The 19,315-nt window shown below is 39.4% G+C and carries 15 protein-coding genes; all 15 read left to right on the top strand.

Annotated elements, in window-relative coordinates; all coding sequences use genetic code 11:
- Positions 1 to 96 precede the first annotated feature (96 nt).
- The 15 genes from LACDD01_RS02995 to LACDD01_RS02920 all read left to right on the top strand — a co-directional run bounded on the left by LACDD01_RS02995 (position 97) and on the right by LACDD01_RS02920 (position 19,248).
- A complete protein-coding gene (locus LACDD01_RS02995; RefSeq protein ID WP_017370223.1) occupies positions 97 to 1,368 on the top strand; it encodes an ABC transporter ATP-binding protein in 1,272 nt (423 codons plus the stop codon).
- Positions 1,365 to 2,159 carry an ABC transporter permease gene (locus LACDD01_RS02990; RefSeq protein WP_061413161.1) on the top strand — a complete coding sequence of 265 codons (795 nt, stop codon included), beginning with the start codon at positions 1,365 to 1,367 and terminating at the stop codon, positions 2,157 to 2,159. Before LACDD01_RS02995 ends, LACDD01_RS02990 begins: the two co-directional genes overlap by 4 nt.
- A complete protein-coding gene (locus LACDD01_RS02985) occupies positions 2,159 to 2,959 on the top strand; it encodes an ABC transporter permease (protein ID WP_017370221.1) in 801 nt (266 codons plus the stop codon). The genes LACDD01_RS02990 and LACDD01_RS02985 overlap by 1 nt, the downstream gene beginning before the upstream one ends.
- 15 nt (positions 2,960 to 2,974) lie before the next feature.
- Entirely contained in the window at positions 2,975 to 4,042 is a 1,068-nt protein-coding gene (locus LACDD01_RS02980) for an ABC transporter substrate-binding protein (RefSeq protein WP_061413160.1), read from the top strand.
- Positions 4,043 to 5,427: 1,385 nt separating this feature from the next.
- Entirely contained in the window at positions 5,428 to 6,009 is a 582-nt protein-coding gene (locus tag LACDD01_RS02970; RefSeq protein WP_061413158.1) for a transglycosylase, read from the top strand.
- A gap of 370 nt (positions 6,010 to 6,379) precedes the next feature.
- Positions 6,380 to 9,136 carry a cation-translocating P-type ATPase gene (locus tag LACDD01_RS02965; RefSeq protein ID WP_061413157.1) on the top strand — a complete coding sequence of 919 codons (2,757 nt, stop codon included), beginning with the start codon at positions 6,380 to 6,382 and terminating at the stop codon, positions 9,134 to 9,136.
- A gap of 73 nt (positions 9,137 to 9,209) precedes the next feature.
- A complete protein-coding gene (locus LACDD01_RS02960) occupies positions 9,210 to 9,416 on the top strand; it encodes a hypothetical protein (protein WP_019292723.1) in 207 nt (68 codons plus the stop codon).
- 232 nt (positions 9,417 to 9,648) lie between these two features.
- Positions 9,649 to 10,896: a magnesium transporter gene (mgtE, locus tag LACDD01_RS02955; protein ID WP_231863359.1), complete on the top strand. Its 1,248-nt coding sequence runs from the start codon at positions 9,649 to 9,651 to the stop codon at positions 10,894 to 10,896.
- Between the two features lie 213 nt (positions 10,897 to 11,109).
- The gene (locus LACDD01_RS02950) at positions 11,110 to 12,699 is read left to right on the top strand and encodes a DUF6273 domain-containing protein (protein ID WP_061413156.1); all 1,590 of its coding nucleotides are present in this window, start codon (positions 11,110 to 11,112) and stop codon (positions 12,697 to 12,699) included.
- Positions 12,700 to 12,880: 181 nt separating this feature from the next.
- The gene (locus LACDD01_RS02945; protein WP_061413155.1) at positions 12,881 to 13,585 is read left to right on the top strand and encodes a 16S rRNA pseudouridine(516) synthase; all 705 of its coding nucleotides are present in this window, start codon (positions 12,881 to 12,883) and stop codon (positions 13,583 to 13,585) included.
- A gap of 75 nt (positions 13,586 to 13,660) precedes the next feature.
- Positions 13,661 to 14,149, top strand: a complete 489-nt coding sequence (locus LACDD01_RS02940) for a glutathione peroxidase (protein WP_061413154.1) — start codon at positions 13,661 to 13,663, stop codon at positions 14,147 to 14,149.
- A gap of 81 nt (positions 14,150 to 14,230) precedes the next feature.
- A complete protein-coding gene (locus LACDD01_RS02935; RefSeq protein ID WP_019293486.1) occupies positions 14,231 to 15,082 on the top strand; it encodes a MurR/RpiR family transcriptional regulator in 852 nt (283 codons plus the stop codon).
- A gap of 104 nt (positions 15,083 to 15,186) precedes the next feature.
- On the top strand, positions 15,187 to 17,091 hold the full coding sequence (locus LACDD01_RS02930; RefSeq protein ID WP_061413153.1) for an ABC-F family ATP-binding cassette domain-containing protein: 1,905 nt from the start codon (positions 15,187 to 15,189) through the stop codon (positions 17,089 to 17,091).
- A 223-nt stretch (positions 17,092 to 17,314) separates the two neighbouring features.
- Positions 17,315 to 17,944, top strand: a complete 630-nt coding sequence (gene pyrE, locus LACDD01_RS02925; protein WP_061413152.1) for an orotate phosphoribosyltransferase — start codon at positions 17,315 to 17,317, stop codon at positions 17,942 to 17,944.
- Between the two features lie 38 nt (positions 17,945 to 17,982).
- A complete protein-coding gene (locus LACDD01_RS02920) occupies positions 17,983 to 19,248 on the top strand; it encodes a dihydroorotase (RefSeq protein WP_061413151.1) in 1,266 nt (421 codons plus the stop codon).
- Positions 19,249 to 19,315 lie beyond the last annotated feature (67 nt).

Here is a 19,315-nt window from a genome sequence, read left to right as displayed (position 1 = left end):
TGCAAATAACGAAGACTTATTTCTTTCACCGGTTTTGAGATTCCGGTGTTGGTTGCCAACAATTAAAACTCTAAATCCAAGACGAAGGATGAAACCATGACTAAAAACATCATTGAATTTAAAAATGTAACGAAAACCTATGAAGATAGTGGTACGACAGTGCTCAAAGACATTACTTTTGAGATTGAAGAGGGGAAGTTCTATACTTTACTGGGTGCTTCTGGTTCAGGTAAATCAACGATTTTAAATATTATTGCTGGACTTCTAGATGCTACATCTGGAGATATTTTGCTAGACGGTCAGCGTATCAATGATGTCCCGACAAACAAGCGTGACGTGCATACGATTTTCCAATCTTACGCATTATTCCCGAATATGACGGTCTTTGATAATGTGGCTTTTGCTTTGAAAATCAAGGGAGTGAACAAATCAGAAATCGCACAACGTGTTTCTGAGTCGCTTAAGCTTGTGCAACTAGAAGGCTTCGAGAAACGTGCCATCAGTAAACTCTCTGGGGGGCAGAAACAACGTGTTGCTATTGCACGCGCCATTATTGACCGACCCAAAGTTCTCTTGCTGGATGAATCCCTGTCGGCTTTGGATATGAAGCTCCGCAAGGATATGCAATATGAACTGCGTGAGTTGCAACAAAGCCTGGGTATCACTTTTATTTTTGTGACTCATGATCAGGAAGAAGCTTTGGCCATGTCCGACTGGATCTTCATTATGAATGAGGGGGAAATTGTTCAGTCAGGCACACCAACCGATATATATGACGAACCGATTAACCATTTTGTGGCCGAGTTCATTGGTGAATCAAATATTATCAATGGCCGCATGATTGAGGACTATCTTGTCGAGTTCAACGGTCAACAATTTGAAGCTGTTGATGGCGGAATGCGGCCTAATGAGCCGATTGAGGTGGTCATTCGTCCTGAAGATATTGAGTTCACCCTGCCAGATGAAGGAAAATTCAATGTGAAAGTCGATACACAACTCTTCCGTGGGGTGCATTATGAGATTGTGGCTTATGATGATTTTGGTAACGAATGGCTGATTCACTCCACCCACAAGGCCTTAGTTGGAGAAACGGTTGGTTTGAACTTTGAGCCTGAAGCTATACACATTATGCGTCTTGATGAGACCGAAGAAGAATTTGATGCGCGTATCGAAGAGTATGTTGAGGAAGAAGAGCAAACCATCGGTATCGCCAATGCGGTCGAAGAAGAAGCTGCAGAAGAAGAGGCAGCCATCATGGATGCTGTTCAGGAAGCCTTGGAAAATACAATGGACTTGACTGAGCTGGCGCAAGCTGTAAACGATATTTTGCATAAGCAAGAAAACGGGGAAAGTGAGGAAGAAGAATGACCAAAAGACTCTTCTCTGTTCCTTACTTCCTGTGGGTTGGACTGTTCGTAGTAGCACCTCTTATCCTCTTGCTTTGGCAATCTTTCTTCAACATTCAAGGACAGTTTACCTTTTCTAACTACAGCCAGTATTTTACAAGCTCAACTTATCTGATAATGACTTGGAATTCGATCCTCTATGCCCTCATCATTACAGTCGTTACACTCTTGATTAGCTTTCCTGTGTCCTATGTGTTAACGAAACTCAAGCACAAACAGCTTCTCTTGATGTTAATTATCTTGCCCACTTGGGTGAATTTACTGCTGAAAGCTTATGCTTTCATTGGTATCTTCGGGAAGTATGGCTCTGTGAATAGTTTCTTACAATTTATCGGACTTGGCCGACCACAGATATTGTTTACAGACTTTAGCTTTATCTTTGTAGCAACCTATATTTCTATTCCTTTCATGGTGTTGCCTATTTTTAATGCCCTTGAGGATTTGGATGAAAACCTCGTCTTAGCCAGTTATGATTTAGGAGCAACGCGGTGGCAAACCTTTATTCATGTGGTTTGGCCTTTATCACTCAATGGTGTACGCTCAGGTGTCCAAGCTGTTTTTATTCCGAGCTTGTCACTTTTCATGCTGACACGCTTGATTGGCGGAAATAAAGTGATAACACTTGGTACTGCAGTTGAAGAACATTTCCTCACCACCCAAAACTGGGGGATGGGTTCAACCATTGCCATCATCTTAGTTTTTGCGATGATGATTATTATGTTAGTGACAAGAGAAAGAAAGGTGGGTAGCTAATGCGTAGTAAAAACCGTGTCGGAAAAATCTATCTGGGCTTCGTGCTCTTTATCCTTTATGCCCCAATCTTTTTCTTGATTTTTTATGCCTTTAACGAAGGCGGGGATATGAATCAATTTACAGGCTTTACCTTAGATAACTTTAAAGAACTTTTTCAAGACAGCCGTTTAATTTTGATTGTCGTACAAACCTTTTTCTTGGCTTTCTTGAGTGCTTTAATTGCCACAATCATTGGAACTTTTGGTGCCATGTTTATCGAAAATCTTAAAGCCAAGGGTAAGACGACTTTCTTAGGCTTAAACAATGTCTTGATTGTATCGCCTGACGTTGTTATTGGTGCAAGTTTCTTGATTCTCTTTACCTTGGTAGGAATGAAACTTGGCTTTGCCTCAGTTTTGTTGAGCCACATCGCCTTTTCTATTCCGATTGTTGTCTTGATGGTGTTGCCACTTTACCAAGAGATGGATAAATCTTTAGTTGAGGCTGCCTATGATTTGGGAGCAACGCAGACTCAAGCACTAAGAGAAGTGATTCTGCCCTATTTGACACCTGGTGTCATCGCTGGGTTCTTTATGGCCTTCACTTATTCCTTAGATGACTTTGCCGTTACCTTCTTTGTCACAGGAAATGACTTTACGACAATGTCTGTCGAGATTTATTCACGTGCTCGTGCAGGAATCTCCCTTGAGATTAATGCACTATCCGCAATTGTATTTCTCTTCTCAATCTTACTGGTTATAGGGTATTATATAATCATGAGAGAATCAGATACTGCCGGAAAAACGCCAAATATTACTTAAGAAAGGACAGTTATCTTGAAAAAATTAATCTATTTCTTGTCAGGGATTTTAGCAATTACTGTCCTTCTTGGGGTTACAGCTTGGCGGATGTCCGCTGCAACAGGTATTTCAACCTCTACCAATAGCTTGACGATTTTTAACTGGGGCGAATATATCGATCCGCAGCTTCTCAAAAAGTTTGAAAAAGAGTCCGGCTATAAGGTTAATTATGTGACATTTGACTCCAATGAAGCCATGTATTCTAAAGTTAAACAAGGCGGTACTGCTTATGATATTGTTGTGCCCAGCGAGTACATGGTACAAAAAATGGCCAAAGAAAATCTTTTGCTTCCTTTAGATCACACCAAGATTAAAAATCTTAATTATGATAATCCGAAGCTCTTGGATGCGGCATTTGACCCTAAAAATACTTATTCTGTGCCTTATTTCTGGGGGACTTTGGGGATTGTATATAATGATAAATACATCACTCAGCCACCCACAAAATGGGAAGACCTTTGGTCTAAAGACTACAAAAATTCGATCCTCCTAACAGACAGTAGTCGAGATGTTATGGGGATGGGCTTAATCGCTACAGGAAGCTCTGTGAATACGACGAACCAGTCAGAGATTGATCGTGCTTATGACAAGCTACTACAGCTCACACCCAATGTTAAAGCCATTCTCGGAGACGAAATCATGAGTTATATGATTAATAACGAAACACCGTTATCTGTCGTTTATAGTGGACAAGCATCCGAAATGACTTCAAGCAATGAACATTTACACTATGTGGTCCCTGCCCGAACAAACATTTGGTATGACAACTTGGCTATCCCAAAAACCAGCAAAAATACTAAAGCGGCCTATGCCTTTATCAACTTCATGCAAGAACCAGAAAATGCAGCGGCCAATGCTGAATACGTTGGCTATTCAACACCTAACGTTAAAGCAGAAGCGCTCCTGCCTGCAGAAGTTCGTGAAGATAAGTCTTATTATCCTGATGAAGCTCTGATAAAAGAAGATGAAGCTTATGTTAACCTCAGTCCATATTGGACGGGTGTTTATAATGATTTGTATCTTCAGTTTAAGATGAATAAATGAAAACAGCTCTAACCCTTGTGGTCGAGCTGTTTTGTATTCTATGCTCCAACTTAGCGTACATACTTTTTAAATTTTAGTATTCTAAACTTCCTTGATTATTATTTTTATTTTCAGGGAGACCATGCTAGAATTGATAATGTCCTAATTATATTTAAACCCTAGTATAATTTTGATTTTTCATAATAAATATCCAACCCATGGATATAACCTTGATGTCCCCCTTTCTCCATAGGGGGATTTTTGCTTTGTTCCAGCGCTTTTGACAGTTGCAACTCTCTTTGTTAACGCTTACTTTAGTGCTATAATATAGATAAGGTAAATACTGAATCCTTTATTTCAGTATACACCTTTATTTGATTGCTCCATATCTGTGCTTTGGTTCTTTGCCCGCAGATGTGGAGTTTTTCTATATAAGCAATGATTTGTAATTATAATGTTATATAAGGTAATGAGAGGAGAAAGAGTTGGAATTTCTTAGTGAAAACAAGATTTAGAAAAATAAGAAGAACAAGTGCATAAAAACAAGGAAAAATATTATGAAAAAGAGAACAAATACCATTATGAGAAAAAGTCACACAATAATTTGTTCAAGATTAAAATAAATACCATTATTGGTATTTTAAGAAAATTATTCAAACATACGGTCCAGAAAAAATTATTTCTATTAACTGCCTCTCACATTAGAAAAAGAAGTTTTCAAAATAAATTCATTAAACACCAATGATAATGAACTATAAGAGTGTTTTAAGAGTAGAAAAAAATATGGAAATAAAAGAATGAAAACAAGTGCAATTTCTCCTTAATTTTTATTAAGAAAGTGGTTTAAAATCCCCTTATCTTAACTGAAACTAAAAAATTAAAAAAATTACTTAATTTAATTAGCAAAAATTTTTAATGTATTTAAATACAAAAAAAGACATGGTTAATTTTTTAAAAATAAGAAGCGCATTAAATAGGGGTTTTTATTATACATTTTTCTATTTTGTAGAATAAATTTTCTGAATATTTTGTTTACAAATGTTTTCGCTTTCTTTTTTCACTTTATTTATTTTAAGTTATGTTTAAGGTAAAGGTCATATAATGAGTCCCTCATGAAGGAAATGAATTTGACTTTGAAAATTTATTTTCTTCTGAGTGAACTTATACATTTTAAACCGAGAGCTTTCAAAGATATGTAATTTCGCAAGCAGCAGAGATTTGAAGGTTCCTTATAACAAACGTCCATAGCGTGCAATGACGTTAAACTGCTGACGGTAATCCTACACAAGCGTTCAAGACTTTATGATGTGTATGGGAAGTAACCATGATGATAGAGTATATACGGGGGTTCGTAATTGAGCTTTAACTCTATGGAATATTCTTAGTGGCGAAATTGAAAGGTCTAAATGAAATTCAGTAAAGTTGCTATTTCAACTGGTGTTATTGCTTCATTCATGTTTATCGGTACTGGTATGGCCCACGCGGACACACCAAAACAAACTACACATGATGTTGCAATTGAAGTTATTAACGGTAACTACGGTACAGGTCAAGATCGTGTCATAATGTTGACAAACAAAGGTTTTGACTTTGAAGACGTACAAACAGAAGTTAACAACATTTTGTTAGGAAAAGCTTCAGCAACTCCTACAACTGCCAAAAAAGTTGAAACACAACCTGCTAAATCTAAAGTAGCACAAACTGTATCAGGACTTGACTTAGGTCAAACTTCTGGTCAAGTAAATATTGAAGCCCTTGCCAACTACATGGTTTCTAATACTGCCAACGCAGCAGGATATTCTGCAAGCGAATGGGCATATATTATTGAACATGAGTCTAATGGACGTGCAGATGTTGCAAATGCAAGTTCAGGTGCATACGGTGCGTTCCAATTGTTAGGTCACGGTGAATACGCTGGCATGACTCTTGCTGAACAAATCGAAATGGCAAGTAAACTCCCTGCAGGAAGCTGGGTTGTTTATAACTAATAGGAAGTGAATTACAATTCGTTTCCTGGAGTGCTTAACTAAGATTAAACATCCAAGGCTATCACAAACAGTGAAGGCCTTTTTGTTTTGCCTTTAACCTTTTTAAAAATCAAAAAATCAAAAAAACTCTTAAAAAATTTAAAATTATATGTTATAATAAAAGAGTAGGTTTAGTAAAATGTACTAAATTCATAACAATTAAAGAGACAATATAGGTTGGGCGCAAGCTTCAAGAGATTTCCTCCGAGGGTAAGGAGGAAATCTCTTGAAGCTTGCGCCCTTTTTGTTTACATTCTTTTTTTTCGATTGCTACGCTCTTGGAAAAAAATGAAGTGTAGGCCTAACTGTCGAAAATACAAGGAGGAAGCTTTTGGAATTTTATAAAAAAGCAAAAGAAGAAGTTATTGAGGAGTTTTTAGTTGATACTAAGACTGGCTTAAATCATGAACAAATATTGAAGCAAAGAGAGCTTCATGGAGAAAATAAACTTCCAGATGAAGAGGAAGAATCATACTTAGCTACGTTCCTCAAAAGTTTTAAAGAACCTATCGTTATTGTTTTACTTGGTGCGGTAGCTCTGTCCTTTGCTAGTTCTTACTACGCTTTTCAATTTCAAAATGATAGTAAGCATGGGATGGAGGCACTATATGAAGCGATTGCTATCTTAATCTTAATTATCATAAATGCCTTTTTAGGCTTTTATCAAGAAATTAGTGCACGTAAGAGTTTGAACGCATTAAAAGAGATGAACAATCGTTATGTTACTGTATTACGAAATGGTCAATTTGAAAAAATACTTTCAACAGAGCTTGTCACAGGAGATATCGTAAAAGCCTCAATTGGAGACTTTGTCGAAGCAGATGTCCGTTGGATTGAAACCAATGAGCTCCAAGTTATCGAGTCGCATTTGACTGGCGAAGCAGATGCGATTAGCAAGCACACAGATGCTATTCTCGAGACGACAGAACTAGGTGATCGTCATAATATGGGATTCTCCGGTTCAAGCGTTTCTGGTGGACAAGGTTTAGGGATCGTTGTGGCTGTTGGGGAACATACTGAACTTGGTAAAATTGCCAAGCTGATTCAAGCAGTTGAAAACAGGACGTCGCCACTACAAAATACGGTTCATAAGTTAACCAAAACCTTGATGCAAGTTTCAGCCGGTATTGTTGTCTTTACCCTCGTAGTGGGTATCATCCAAGCTGGTGAATTAAGCATAGCATCAATTACATCTGTTTTATCAACCTCAATCGCCTTAGCTGTAGCCTCTATACCGGATGCACTACCTGCTGTACTTTCAATTGTTTTAACGATTGGCGCTGCCAAAATGGCGAAGAATAAGGGGCTTATCAAGTCACTTAACAGTGTGGAAACACTAGGAAGTACTTCCTACATCTGTTCAGATAAAACAGGAACACTTACCAAAAATGAAATGACCGTTACACATTTCTATACAAACGGCCAGTACTATGAAGTTTCTGGTCTGGGCTATACTCCAGAAGGGGAAATTCGTAGTCTTTCTGATGAAGAGCAAGAGCCTTCATATTCGGCCTTTATTGCGGGAGCCCTTTTGTGTAACGAGTCTGCTCTCAAAGAAGTCGAAGGAAAATTCGTGCCTTTTGGTAATCCAACTGAAATTGCCTTGACTGTTTTGGGGCAAAAAGCTGGCCGCACAAAAACTCAACTTTTAGAATCACATGAGCTCATCCGGACGCTGCCTTTCACTAGTGATCGTAAAACAATGAGTGTCATTGTCAAGAAAGGCGACAACTATATTCTCTATATCAAGGGAGCGCCAGATGTTCTGGTTGAGAAAAGCCGTGCCCTTTTGATTGATGGTGAATTAAATACCGAAGAAAGTGAAAAGCAAAAATTTATCACGACTGTAAATGACTATGCCAATGAAGCTTTGCGTACCTTGGCGGTAGGATACCGTATCCTCAGTAAGGAAGAAGCAGAACAAGGTCAGCTAGAAGATTTAGAAAAAGATATTATCTTGACGGGGGTTGCAGGAATTATCGACCCTGCGCGTGAAGAAGTCAAAGCTTCTGTTAAAACATTGCAAGATGCCAGTGTCGAAGTCGTTATGATTACAGGTGACCACGAAAATACAGCTCGTGCTATTGCTTATAATCTTGGCATTGTAAAATCCAAAGAGGCTAAAGTCATCAAAGGTATCGAAATTGAAGAAATGACAGATGAAGAGCTCTATGCTGTCGTTAAAACAACAAATGTCTATGCGCGTGTTTCCCCTGAACACAAGCAAAGGATTGTTAAGCAACTTCAAAAGCACGGGGAAGTTGTGGGCATGACAGGAGATGGTGTTAATGATGCACCAGCTCTGAGAGCAGCTGATATTGGAATTGCCATGGGAATCGCAGGAACTGAAGTAACCAAGGACTCTGCTGACTTGATATTGCTTGATGATAAGTTTACAACGATTGAAAAAACAGTCGAAAATGGTAGAACTATTTATGCCAATATTAAGAACTTTATCCGTCATGAATTAACGACGAATGTCGCAGAAGTACTTTCCTTGATATTAGGCTTACTTTTCTTCACTGTAAGTATCGGGAATGTTGACTACACCACACCAACTTTAACAGCCTTAATGGTACTTTGGGTCAATATGGTCAGTGATGCCGTGCCTTCTTTCGCTCTAGGATACGATGTCGCTGAGTCAGACATTATGAACGAAAAACCACGTGACCCTAAAGAATCTGTCCTAGCCAACTACACGTGGTCAAGAGTCTTGATCCGAGGCACAATTATGGGCTTGATGGTCTTTGTAGCCTTTGTTTGGGCAGCAAAACAAGGCATGTCAAGTAACGAAGCACAAACGGTGGCCTTCTTAACACTTGTTTATGGTCAGTTGTGGCATGTTTTTGATGCAAGAAGTTCACAAACTCTCTTCAGAAGAAACCCATTCGGCAACCCACGTTTAGTCCTTGCTGTTGTCTTTGCAGGTATCTCTTCATTTTTAGTGACAATAATTCCATTCTTCAATGTTGTCATGGGAACTGCACCATTGAGCTTATCTGTTTATCTTCTTGTACTCTTTGTGCCAGCTTTACCAACATTTATCCTATCAGGTATTAAAGAAATCTTTAAAGTGAAAATTTGGTAAGGAGAATTTTTGAGATGTGTAACTATAATATGCTAAAATAACAGTATAGTAATCCTTGGAAGGAAGTATATACATGGAAAAAGTAAAAAGCTTTTTTACACCCAAAAGAATTTTAGTTCTCTTGATTCTTTTGCTCATCGTAATTTTTGCGGTTCTTAATTTCTCACCTGTTCGTGTTAACATGCTTTTCTTTAACATTGATATTCCCATGTTCTACGGTATTATCGCTGTAGGGCTGATTGGGTTTATATGTGGATATGTGATGCGGGGGAGAAAATAGCCTGAAAAAATCAAGACTGAAGTGTGTTACACGCTTCAGTTTTTTTATATTATTAGGTTTCCTCTTGCAAAAATATTAGAATTTAGAAAGGAGATTAAAAAGAAATGAGCATATAATATGGAAGAATTAATCCGGTTCTACATTAAAAAGAAGGAGTTTAAAAAACTTCAAGTTATTCTTAAAGATTTACAAAGACATGAACTGAAAGAGATTTTTAAACATCTAAAGCAAGATGAACAGGTCATTTTTTTTTGAAGTCCTTTCAGAAGATAAAGCAGTGGCGTTGTTCAAAATTCTTGGCACTCAGCAGCAAAAAAATCTTTTAGATGCGCTACAACCGCCAATGGTGCAAACTTTTCTCAATCAGCTGTCGTCAGACGATCGTGTCAGACTTTTTGACCGACTACCTGAAAGACGAGCGAAGAGTCTTCTGGGTGTTTTAACACCCGATAATAGAGCAGAAACACTCCACCTCCAAGCTTATGTCCCAGAAACAGCCGGTCGAATTATGACAACGGAATTTGTAACTTTGACAGAAGATATGACCCAAGAAGAGGCATTGGCAAAAGTCACAGAGGAAGCCACGCGCAAGGAAAACATCTATATTTTGTTTATTATTGACGAGAAGTTAAAGCTCACTGGTTTTATAACTTTACATCGACTTTTGATGATGGCACCAACAGCAGTCATTAATGAGCATATGTCGCGTCAACCGATTTCTGTTAAAACTTCTGAGGACCAAGAAAAGGTGGCACAAAAAGTCAAAGAGTTGGATCTTCTGGCTTTAGCTGTGGTGGACGATACTAATAAATTAGTAGGCATAGTAACCTTCGACGATGCAATGGAAATTCTTGAAGAAGAGGCAACAGAAGACATTTTGAACCAAGCAGGTTTATCCGACTTAAAAGATACAGAGGAGGACCGCAGCAAGCTACTTATTAATGGCAAATTAAACAAAATTTTGGCAGTACGTTTACCCTTTCTTTTAGCCACTTTGTTGTTAAGCATGCTTTCTGGTTTAGTCATTGAAAATTTTGAACAAACTTTAGAATCCATCGCAATGGTGGCAATTTTTATCCCATTGATTATGGGCATGGGAGGAAATATTGGGACACAATCTTCAACAGTCTTTACACGAGGCTTGGTTTTGGGGCATATTGAGATTGAGAACTTCCTTGAGCACTTTTTCAAGGAATTACGTGTCGGTTTGACCATTGGCGCATTGATGGGAATTATGGCGGGGCTAATGGCGACCATATGGCTAGGTTTTCCGATGTTAGGTTTGGCAGTTGGTTTAGCCCTTTTTGCCACGATGACCGTCGCATCCTTGCTGGGCTTTTTAGTCCCTTTTATCTTAATCAAGTTAAAAATCGACCAAGCTGCAGGATCAGCACCAATCATTACAACGATTAAAGATTTAGTTGCCTTACTGATTTACTTCACCTGCATTTCGCTCTTCCTTGGCCATCTTATTTCATGATATTATTTTGAATTGGATAAGAAAAATATTACAATCAGATTGTATAAATGTTGTTGATGTTACTTATTGATAATAAAAACTTGACGAGGTGAAACCAATGTTTTATAATCTTAGAGCAGAGCAGAGCAGAGCAGAGCAGAGCAGAGCAGAGCAGACGGTAATTTTCTATCCACCAGATATAAGTTTTCCATGTCTTAAGGGGGTGAGTTACATATGAGCCCAGAAAAGAAACGAAAACTGCGTAATATCGCACTTTTAGCCTTACTTGGTTTAATCGGTGGAACTTTTGCTTTCACAGCCTTCAACCAACAAGCCATCAACGATCGTTTAAGAGAAAATCCAGTTAGGGAAGCAGCTGGACGTGTTCATGACTATTTTAACCGTGAGACAGAAAACAAAGATGTTTTTGTCGAAAATTACGGTCAAGAACCTATCATGGCAAGAATCCGGCTGTCGGAGATTATGGAGTATCAAGAACGTGGGGAACCAGGATTTGAACAACTAGTGGGCGGTTCGCGACAAAATGTAAGTACTTGGGAACCCTATATTCCAGCACCGAATGATATCACTACACGTCTAGGAGATGGTGCTGTTATGAACACCCATGCTCGACTAACCTTTGGTCGGGAAGGAGAAAGACAATGGTACTTGCCAACCTTTAATCATGACAAGAATGACCTAATGACAGCCGCTGCAGGTGATGCCCGTGACTATGTCGTAGGCGAGGATCCCAAAGATGGCAGAACAAACGGTGCCACGCATCCCGGAGACGGAAAAGACGGTTACTGGCAGGAAAATGTGTCCTACACCAATAGCGAAAATGGCATACTATGGCCAGGTTCAACAGAAGGCACACGTACAACTTCACGGAACCTCCGTCAAGAACGTGCGCCAATGACACTCCAGCAGTGGGTTGAAGATGGCGTAGGGAGCGGTAACTTTTGGGTTATCGACCATGTCACAGGCTGGGCTTACTGGGCGAATGCACTCCGAGCAGGTCAAGCCACGTCTTACCTGATTGATGCAGCCGTCATGCAAGATGCCGCTCATGCCATCAATGGTGCTTACTATTATGCCATCCATGTGGACAGCCAGCTCATCGATATGGAAGGCAACTTCGAGACTGAAATAGAAACACCTCATCTTGATGAACTTCTTGAAGCGGTCCGAGTTAGTGCTGGTATTTCTGTAAGGGAGCTTGACTTTAGTACTATGGAACCTGGAGATATCTTTACTCGAGGCGACCAAGACTTCCGTTATCTTGGAAATATGGAAGATATAGCAGCGGGGAGTGCCCGTGACCATATGATTATCCTCAATGGTATTCTTAACTCTGTGAATTGGACTGACCACGAGTCACGTATCGACGACTGGTTCGATAATGAGCTTCCAGCCGACCTTAAAGCTATGGTTGCCCCAGTAGCCAACGATTTCATCACAGGAGAGGTAAGAGATAGTGCCGCAGATCTTACTGCAACTCCAAGCCGCTGGCTTGCCAATAATCTTACAGGAGATGTTGCGGCAGATAGAACTGTTGTTGTAGAAGATGGAATGCCCCGTGCCTTTTCTCTATCATTAGCTGATGTGGACCACTTGTCACGTACTGATGGTATTGGTTTCACTAACAATACGGACCGCAGAGCCAGTGATTCTCTAGGAGGCTGGTGGTGGCTCCGTACGCCTAGTGACGTTGTCGCGAATGCCTGGTCTATAACAAACTCTGGTACTCTGAATGGCAATACTACTCGTACGAATAACACTACCGGTGGAGGAGCTCGTCCTGCTCTTATCATTCATCAATAATTCCCTAAAAATGGGAAGTTTTTCTAAAAGCAAAATAGGTATAGTATTTTGAGATATAAGAAAAGACAATGTCACAAGGACTTTGTCTTTTTGTATTTTACTTTACTCGTATCAAAGACAAGTTTATCGTTTTGCAAAGGAAATTTTAGGAAAGAAGATATTTCTGTTAAAATAGACAAATATGAGACTAGATCACTACCTGTTCCTCAATGGATGGAAGGACAAGAAAGAACGCAAACGCTTGATACGGACCAGAAAGATTACAATTGATGGAGAAGTAGAGTATAACCTAAGTCGCAATGTAGATCCTCAGATGCATGAAATTATTGTCAATCAGCAACAGCTCACAACATTTGGACATCGTTATTTTATGATGAATAAGCCAGCTGGTGTACTTTCAGCCAATAAAGATGAGCACCTGCTCACCTATCGTGACCTTGTGGAAGAAAAGAATGATGCACTCTATCCTGTGGGACGGCTTGACTTTTTAACGACAGGATTACTATTCATCACGGACAATGGGCCACTGGGCATCGATATGCTTAAGCCACAGCAACATGTTTCTAAAACATATTTCGTAGAGACATGGGAACCACTTGAAGAAAGTGATAGAGCTGCCTTTGCGGCAGGCCTTGAATTTATCGGAGGAGTTCGTACGCAGCCAGCGCAACTCGAAATTTTAGATGCGCATCATGCTAAAGTTACTATCCAAGAAGGCAAATATCATCAGGTCAAGAAAATGTTCTTAGCTTTAGGTAAAAAAGTTGAGCAACTGCAACGTCTAAGTTTTGGACCGCTGGTCTTAGATGAAGATTTGCAACCAGGTGCTTATCGCCCTCTTACGCAGCAAGAAATCTTGAGTCTGAAGCCTTATATGAGAAAGTAAGATTCTTTGACAGTCTGATAAGGCAAGTGTTATAATCATTATCACTTAAACTTGATGAAGAAAGGAAGTGCCACTATGTCTATTTATGATTTTACGGTGAAGGGAAAACAAGGAGATGATATCTCTTTGTCCGACTATAAAGGCAAAGTTCTACTCGTAGTGAATACTGCGACAAGATGTGGTTTTACACCACAATATGATGGACTTCAAAAACTTTATGATGAATATAAAGAGTCCGGGTTTGAAATTCTCGATTTTCCTTGTAATCAATTTAAAGAGCAAGCACCTGGCACAGCTGATGAGATTGATCAGTTTTGTACATTGAACTATGGAACAACTTTCCCACGCTTTCAAAAGATTGATGTTAATGGCGCGGATGAAAGCCCGCTCTATACATGGTTAAAAGAAGAAAAAGGAAGCCCGCTTGGAAAAAAAATCAAGTGGAATTTTACGAAGTTCTTGATCAACGCTCAGGGAGAAGTTGTCGCACGTTATGCTCCAGCAACAGAACCTGAAAAAATTGCTAAAGATATTAAAAAAGAGCTTGAAAAAGTAGAAAAATAGGAGCATATGCCTCCTGTTTTTTCTTTTGGTATCATTATAAAGAAGCTCATATTTATAGCTGGTTTATGCTATAATTGAGTCATGAATATTCTGCTCGAAATCCAAACGAAATTAAGAGAACTTTCCCCTAACGAGTCAAAAGTTGGAAAGTATGTTCTCGCTTTTCCTGAGGCTGTCATCAACCTAAGCACTCAAGACATTGCTAAAAATAGTCAAGTGTCACCAGCTACAGTTATTCGCTTTGTCAAATCCATCGGACTTGAAGGTGTTCCCCAACTTAAGCAGCAACTTTCCGTCTGGAAGGCGAGCGCCCAATCGGATACAGATTTTCAAGAATTACGTCCTAATGAAGAGATAGACTCAATAAAATCAAAATTAAAAGCGCGCATTAATCATATGACAGAACTTGTTAATGGTCATTTAAACAATGAGAGACTTGCTAAAACGGTCGACCTGATTGATGAAGCGGAGTTAATCTTTATTTTCGGGATTGGAGCTTCTTTTCTTGTGGCTCAAGACCTAGCTCAAAAATTGAATCGTATTGGCAAAATCAGTATTTGTGCGGACAATACGCATACGATGGCTGTTAATTTAACCAATAATAATCAAAAGAAACTCTTTATCGCTGTCAGTGACCGAGGGGAATCCCGTGAAGTTTTAGCTATGCTTGATTTGGCTCAAGCTGAAAAGATTGAAACCATTGCGATTACCGGTATCGAAAACTCAAGTCTTGCTAAACGTGCCGAATATCCGCTCATTTCTCTATCAGGAGAGAATTTTGAGTTTAGGCATGCAGCTACGGTTTCAATGCTGGCACAATTGTATCTCATCGATTTGCTCTTTTATGCCTATGTCAGCAAAAACTTTGATGATGCACGAGAATCAGTGATTCGTTCTTTAGATATCGTTCGTCATCTGGAAAAAAATTATTGATGTGAAGTTATACATAAAAACAGTAAAAATCTTGGCGTTTTCGTTGTGAAGCGAGATTCTTACTGTTTTCTTTACCTTAAACTTTTTTATGTTAAAATAGAAGAATGATTTTACTACAAGGGAATGGGATAGCACGCACTTTTGGTGGCGATGTTTTATTCGAAAATATAAATTTTAATCTTCAGGACCACTCACGCATGGCTTTAGTCGGACGCAATGGTGCGGGAAAATCGACTTTATTGAAGATTATTGCAGGCGTTGAAGAACCTTCAGCAGGATCGATTTCTAAGGTCAAGGACTTGCATTTAAACTATTTGGCTCAAGATACAGGACTTTCTTCAGAATTAACCATTTTTGAAGAAATGTTGACGGTCTTTGAAAAACTCCGTCAAACAGAGCGACAATTGCGTCAGATGGAATTACAGATGTCGGAGTTAACGGGTGGTGACTTAGAGAGTTTGATGCACCGTTATGATTCTTTATCGGAAGAATTTCGTCAAGCCAACGGTTTTACCTATGAAGCAGAGATTAAGTCAGTACTTAATGGTTTTCGTTTCGATGAGAAGATGTGGGACCGTGCTATTTCTTCCTTATCTGGTGGACAAAAAACACGATTAGCTTTGGCAAAAATGCTTTTAGAAAAGCCTGATTTGTTGATTTTGGATGAGCCAACCAACCATTTGGATATTGAAACTTTGGCGTGGTTAGAAACTTACCTGAAAAACTATTCAGGTAGTCTTTTGATTGTCAGTCACGACCGTTATTTCTTAGATAAGGTTGTGACAGAAACTTTGGAGATTTCACGAGGCAAGCTGACACGCTTTGCAGGAAATTACAGTAAATATATCGAACTTAAAGCAGAGATGCTTGCCAGTGAGCAAAAAAACTATGATAAGCAACAAAAAGAAATTGAAAAATTAGAAGATTTCGTTGCTCGAAATATGGTTCGTGCCTCTACAACAAAACGTGCCCAATCACGCCAGAAAAAGTTGGAAAAGATGGAGCGTATCGAAGCACCGAGCGCAAGCGAAGCGGCTGCTCATATGACCTTTTCTCCAGCTAAAAAGTCGGGCAACATCGTTCTTACAGTTGAAGATGCAGCAGTGGGATACGATAAAGTCCTCGCTGAACCTATCAATATCGATACACGCAAACATGATGCCATTGCTATCGTAGGACCAAATGGGATTGGGAAAACAACATTGATCAAGTCAATCATTGGTCAAATTCCTCTTCTTAAGGGCCAGGTGAAGCTGGGAGCGAATGTCGACTTAGGATACTATGACCAAGAACAAGGGGCTCTCACGCCTTCTAACAGTGTTCTTGACGAGATTTGGAATGAGCATCGTCTCTTACCAGAGGTAGAAATACGTAATCTTTTAGGGGCCTTCCTTTTCAGCGGCGAAGATGTGAAAAAGACCGTTTCGATGTTATCGGGGGGAGAAAAAGCACGTCTTCTTTTGGCGAAGCTCGCTATGCAACATGATAATTTTCTTGTGCTGGATGAACCTACCAACCACTTGGATATCGACAGCCGCGAGGTTTTGGAGAATAGCTTGATCGACTTCGATGGCACTTTACTCTTTGTCAGTCATGACCGTTATTTTATCAATCGGGTTGCGACCAAAGTTCTCGAAATATCACCTCAAGGAAGTAAACTTTACCTGGGCGATTACGATTATTATTTAGAGAAAAAACGCCAAGAAGAAGAGACACATCAAGAAGTTGTTTTGGAAGAACAACCAGAAAGTTCGGGCCAGATGGACTATGCGCAACAAAAAGAAGCACAGAAAATCCGTCGTAAGTTCGAACGTGAAGTCAATGCTGCGGAAGAAAAACTTGCTGCTCTGGAACAACAAAGCGAAGAAATTTCCCAAGCTATGTTAGACATAACAGATGACTTTGTTAAACTGGGTGAACTCCAAGCAACGCTCGACCAACTGTCTGAACAAAAAGAAGAAACAGAGATGAACTTACTGGAAGCAATGGAAAGCTTAGAAAGTTTATGATTGCAAACTTACAGTAAATCTGTTAGACTATATAACAAGAAACCTTTAAATTAGCACGAGAGGCTAGCAAGGAAACCGTATAATTGTCTATTTGTATAGTATTTAGGTGCATTCTAAATATTATTGGCATATTTTTTTACGCACTTGCAGCTTTATGCAAGTGTTTTTTTGTGTAAAACAGCGTGCTATTGATATTAACTTAAGGGACTAGAAAGAGGATAACATGTCATTATCAAAAACTATCGCTGCTGATTTACTCGAAGTAAAAGCTGTAAGCTTATCGCCGAGTGCACCATTTACATGGGCAAGTGGGATTCAATCTCCTATTTATACAGACAACCGTGTGACCTTGGCTTATCCAGAAGTACGCACTCGTATTGAGCAGGCTTTTGCGGATTTGGTCAAGGCAGAGTTTCCTGAGGTCGAAGTGATTGCAGGTACAGCAACAGCAGGTATTCCTCATGGTGCAATTATTGCTGACTATCTTCAATTGCCTTTTGCCTATATTCGTAGCAAACCAAAAGATCACGGCGCAGGAAACCAAATCGAAGGACGTGTATCTAAAGGGCAAAAAATGGTATTGGTTGAGGATCTTATCTCAACAGGAGGCTCAGTACTAGAAGCAGTGGCTGCCGCAAAACGTGAAGGGATAGAAGTTCTCGGTGTGATTGCTATCTTTACCTACCAACTCGAAAAAGCAACAACAAAATTCCAAGAAGCACAAGTGCCACTGCACACATTAACAAATTATTCTGAACTTATCCAAATTGCTCAGGAAACAGGTTATGTAACAGAAGCTGAACTTGAAATGCTTAAAAAATTCAAGGATAATCAAGAAACATGGAATAAATAACATAATAAATATTATGTAAAATATAAAAAGGGGAACAGATGATACTCATAAAAAACGGCCGTGTAATCGATCCTGAGTCTGGCTTTGATCAAGTTGCTGATGTGTTAATTAAAGATAAGAAGATTATTCGTATTGCCCAAGATTTGGAAGAAGAAGGTGCAGATATCATTGATGCCAGCAACATGATTGTTGCTCCTGGGCTCATCGATATTCATGTACATTTTCGTGAACCAGGTCAAACGCATAAAGAGACGATACACACAGGGGCTTTATCTGCAGCACGTGGTGGTTTTACGACAGTAGTAATGATGGCAAATACTAAACCGATTTTATCGAGTCCTGAAGTGCTTGTAGAGACACTGAAACTTGCAGATGAAGAGAAAATTCATATTAAGTCCATTGCTTCTATTACCAAAGATTTTGACGGGCGACATTTGACGGATTTTGATGCTTTGTTAAAGACAGGCGCAGTTGGCTTTTCAGATGATGGTATTCCATTGAGTGATTCAGGGGTCTTGCATGAAGCATTGAAGAAAGCCAAGGAAACGGATAGTCTGCTCTCTATTCACGAGGAAGATCCCAATTTAGTGGATACGCTTGGAATCAATGAAGGCGAAGTGGCACACCAATGTGGTCTAACAGGAGCGACAAAGGTGGCAGAGTACAGTATGATTGCACGTGATGCAATGTTGGCTTTGGATACTCAAGCGCGTTTACATATTCAACATTTGTCTGCAGGCGAAAGTGTAGATGTAGTTCGTTTTGCGCAAAAGATGGGCGCAAAAGTTAGTGCTGAAGTTACACCACAACATTTTTCACTGACAGAGCAAGCTGTCCTAGATATTGGTACAAATGCAAAGCTTAATCCTCCACTGCGTCAAACAAAAGATATTGCGAAAATTTTGGAAGGCTTGAAAGACAACACAATTAGTGTTATTGCGACCGATCATGCGCCACATACTCATGAAGAAAAAAATGTTGCTTTGGCTGAAGCACCGAGCGGAATGATCGGCTTAGAAACTTCTTTGCAACTGGGGCTTACGCATTTGGTTACTCCTGGACATCTTGAACTGGCTCAATTGCTGGCGAAAATGACTGTTAATCCAGCCAAATTATATGGTTTTGATGCGGGATATTTAGCGGAAGGTGGACCGGCTGACATTACCATTTTTGATGCTCATAATACTTATAAAGTGGATGAAAACTTTGATTCCAAGGCAAGGAACTCACCATTTATCGACCAAGATCTTGTGGGACAAGTCAAATATACGATTTGTTCAGGAGAAATAGTTTACCGCCCATAAAAATCTTGCAAGAGCTTACATAAATTGTTAAAATGATTTTAATGTTTAATAAATTTTATTCTAAGCA

The sequence above is a fragment of the Lactococcus sp. DD01 genome, assembly GCF_001578715.1.
Classification (GTDB): Bacteria; Bacillota; Bacilli; order Lactobacillales; family Streptococcaceae; genus Lactococcus; species Lactococcus petauri.
The sequence above is the reverse complement of the archived record's forward strand: the minus strand, read 5'-3'. Positions and strand labels throughout refer to the sequence as shown.

Bases quoted from the DNA above. Each gene is read 5' to 3' on its own strand.
- LACDD01_RS02995 (WP_017370223.1), top strand. From the start codon at position 97: ATGACTAAAAACATCATTGAATTTAAAAATGTAACGAAAACCTATGAA.
- LACDD01_RS02990 (WP_061413161.1), top strand. From the start codon at position 1,365: ATGACCAAAAGACTCTTCTCTGTTCCTTACTTCCTGTGGGTTGGACTG.
- LACDD01_RS02985 (WP_017370221.1), top strand. From the start codon at position 2,159: ATGCGTAGTAAAAACCGTGTCGGAAAAATCTATCTGGGCTTCGTGCTC.
- LACDD01_RS02970 (WP_061413158.1), top strand. From the start codon at position 5,428: ATGAAATTCAGTAAAGTTGCTATTTCAACTGGTGTTATTGCTTCATTC.
- LACDD01_RS02960 (WP_019292723.1), top strand. From the start codon at position 9,210: ATGGAAAAAGTAAAAAGCTTTTTTACACCCAAAAGAATTTTAGTTCTC.
- mgtE (WP_231863359.1), top strand. From the start codon at position 9,649: ATGAACAGGTCATTTTTTTTTGAAGTCCTTTCAGAAGATAAAGCAGTG.
- LACDD01_RS02950 (WP_061413156.1), top strand. From the start codon at position 11,110: ATGAGCCCAGAAAAGAAACGAAAACTGCGTAATATCGCACTTTTAGCC.
- LACDD01_RS02945 (WP_061413155.1), top strand. From the start codon at position 12,881: ATGAGACTAGATCACTACCTGTTCCTCAATGGATGGAAGGACAAGAAA.
- LACDD01_RS02940 (WP_061413154.1), top strand. From the start codon at position 13,661: ATGTCTATTTATGATTTTACGGTGAAGGGAAAACAAGGAGATGATATC.
- LACDD01_RS02935 (WP_019293486.1), top strand. From the start codon at position 14,231: ATGAATATTCTGCTCGAAATCCAAACGAAATTAAGAGAACTTTCCCCT.
- LACDD01_RS02930 (WP_061413153.1), top strand. From the start codon at position 15,187: ATGATTTTACTACAAGGGAATGGGATAGCACGCACTTTTGGTGGCGAT.
- pyrE (WP_061413152.1), top strand. From the start codon at position 17,315: ATGTCATTATCAAAAACTATCGCTGCTGATTTACTCGAAGTAAAAGCT.
- LACDD01_RS02920 (WP_061413151.1), top strand. From the start codon at position 17,983: ATGATACTCATAAAAAACGGCCGTGTAATCGATCCTGAGTCTGGCTTT.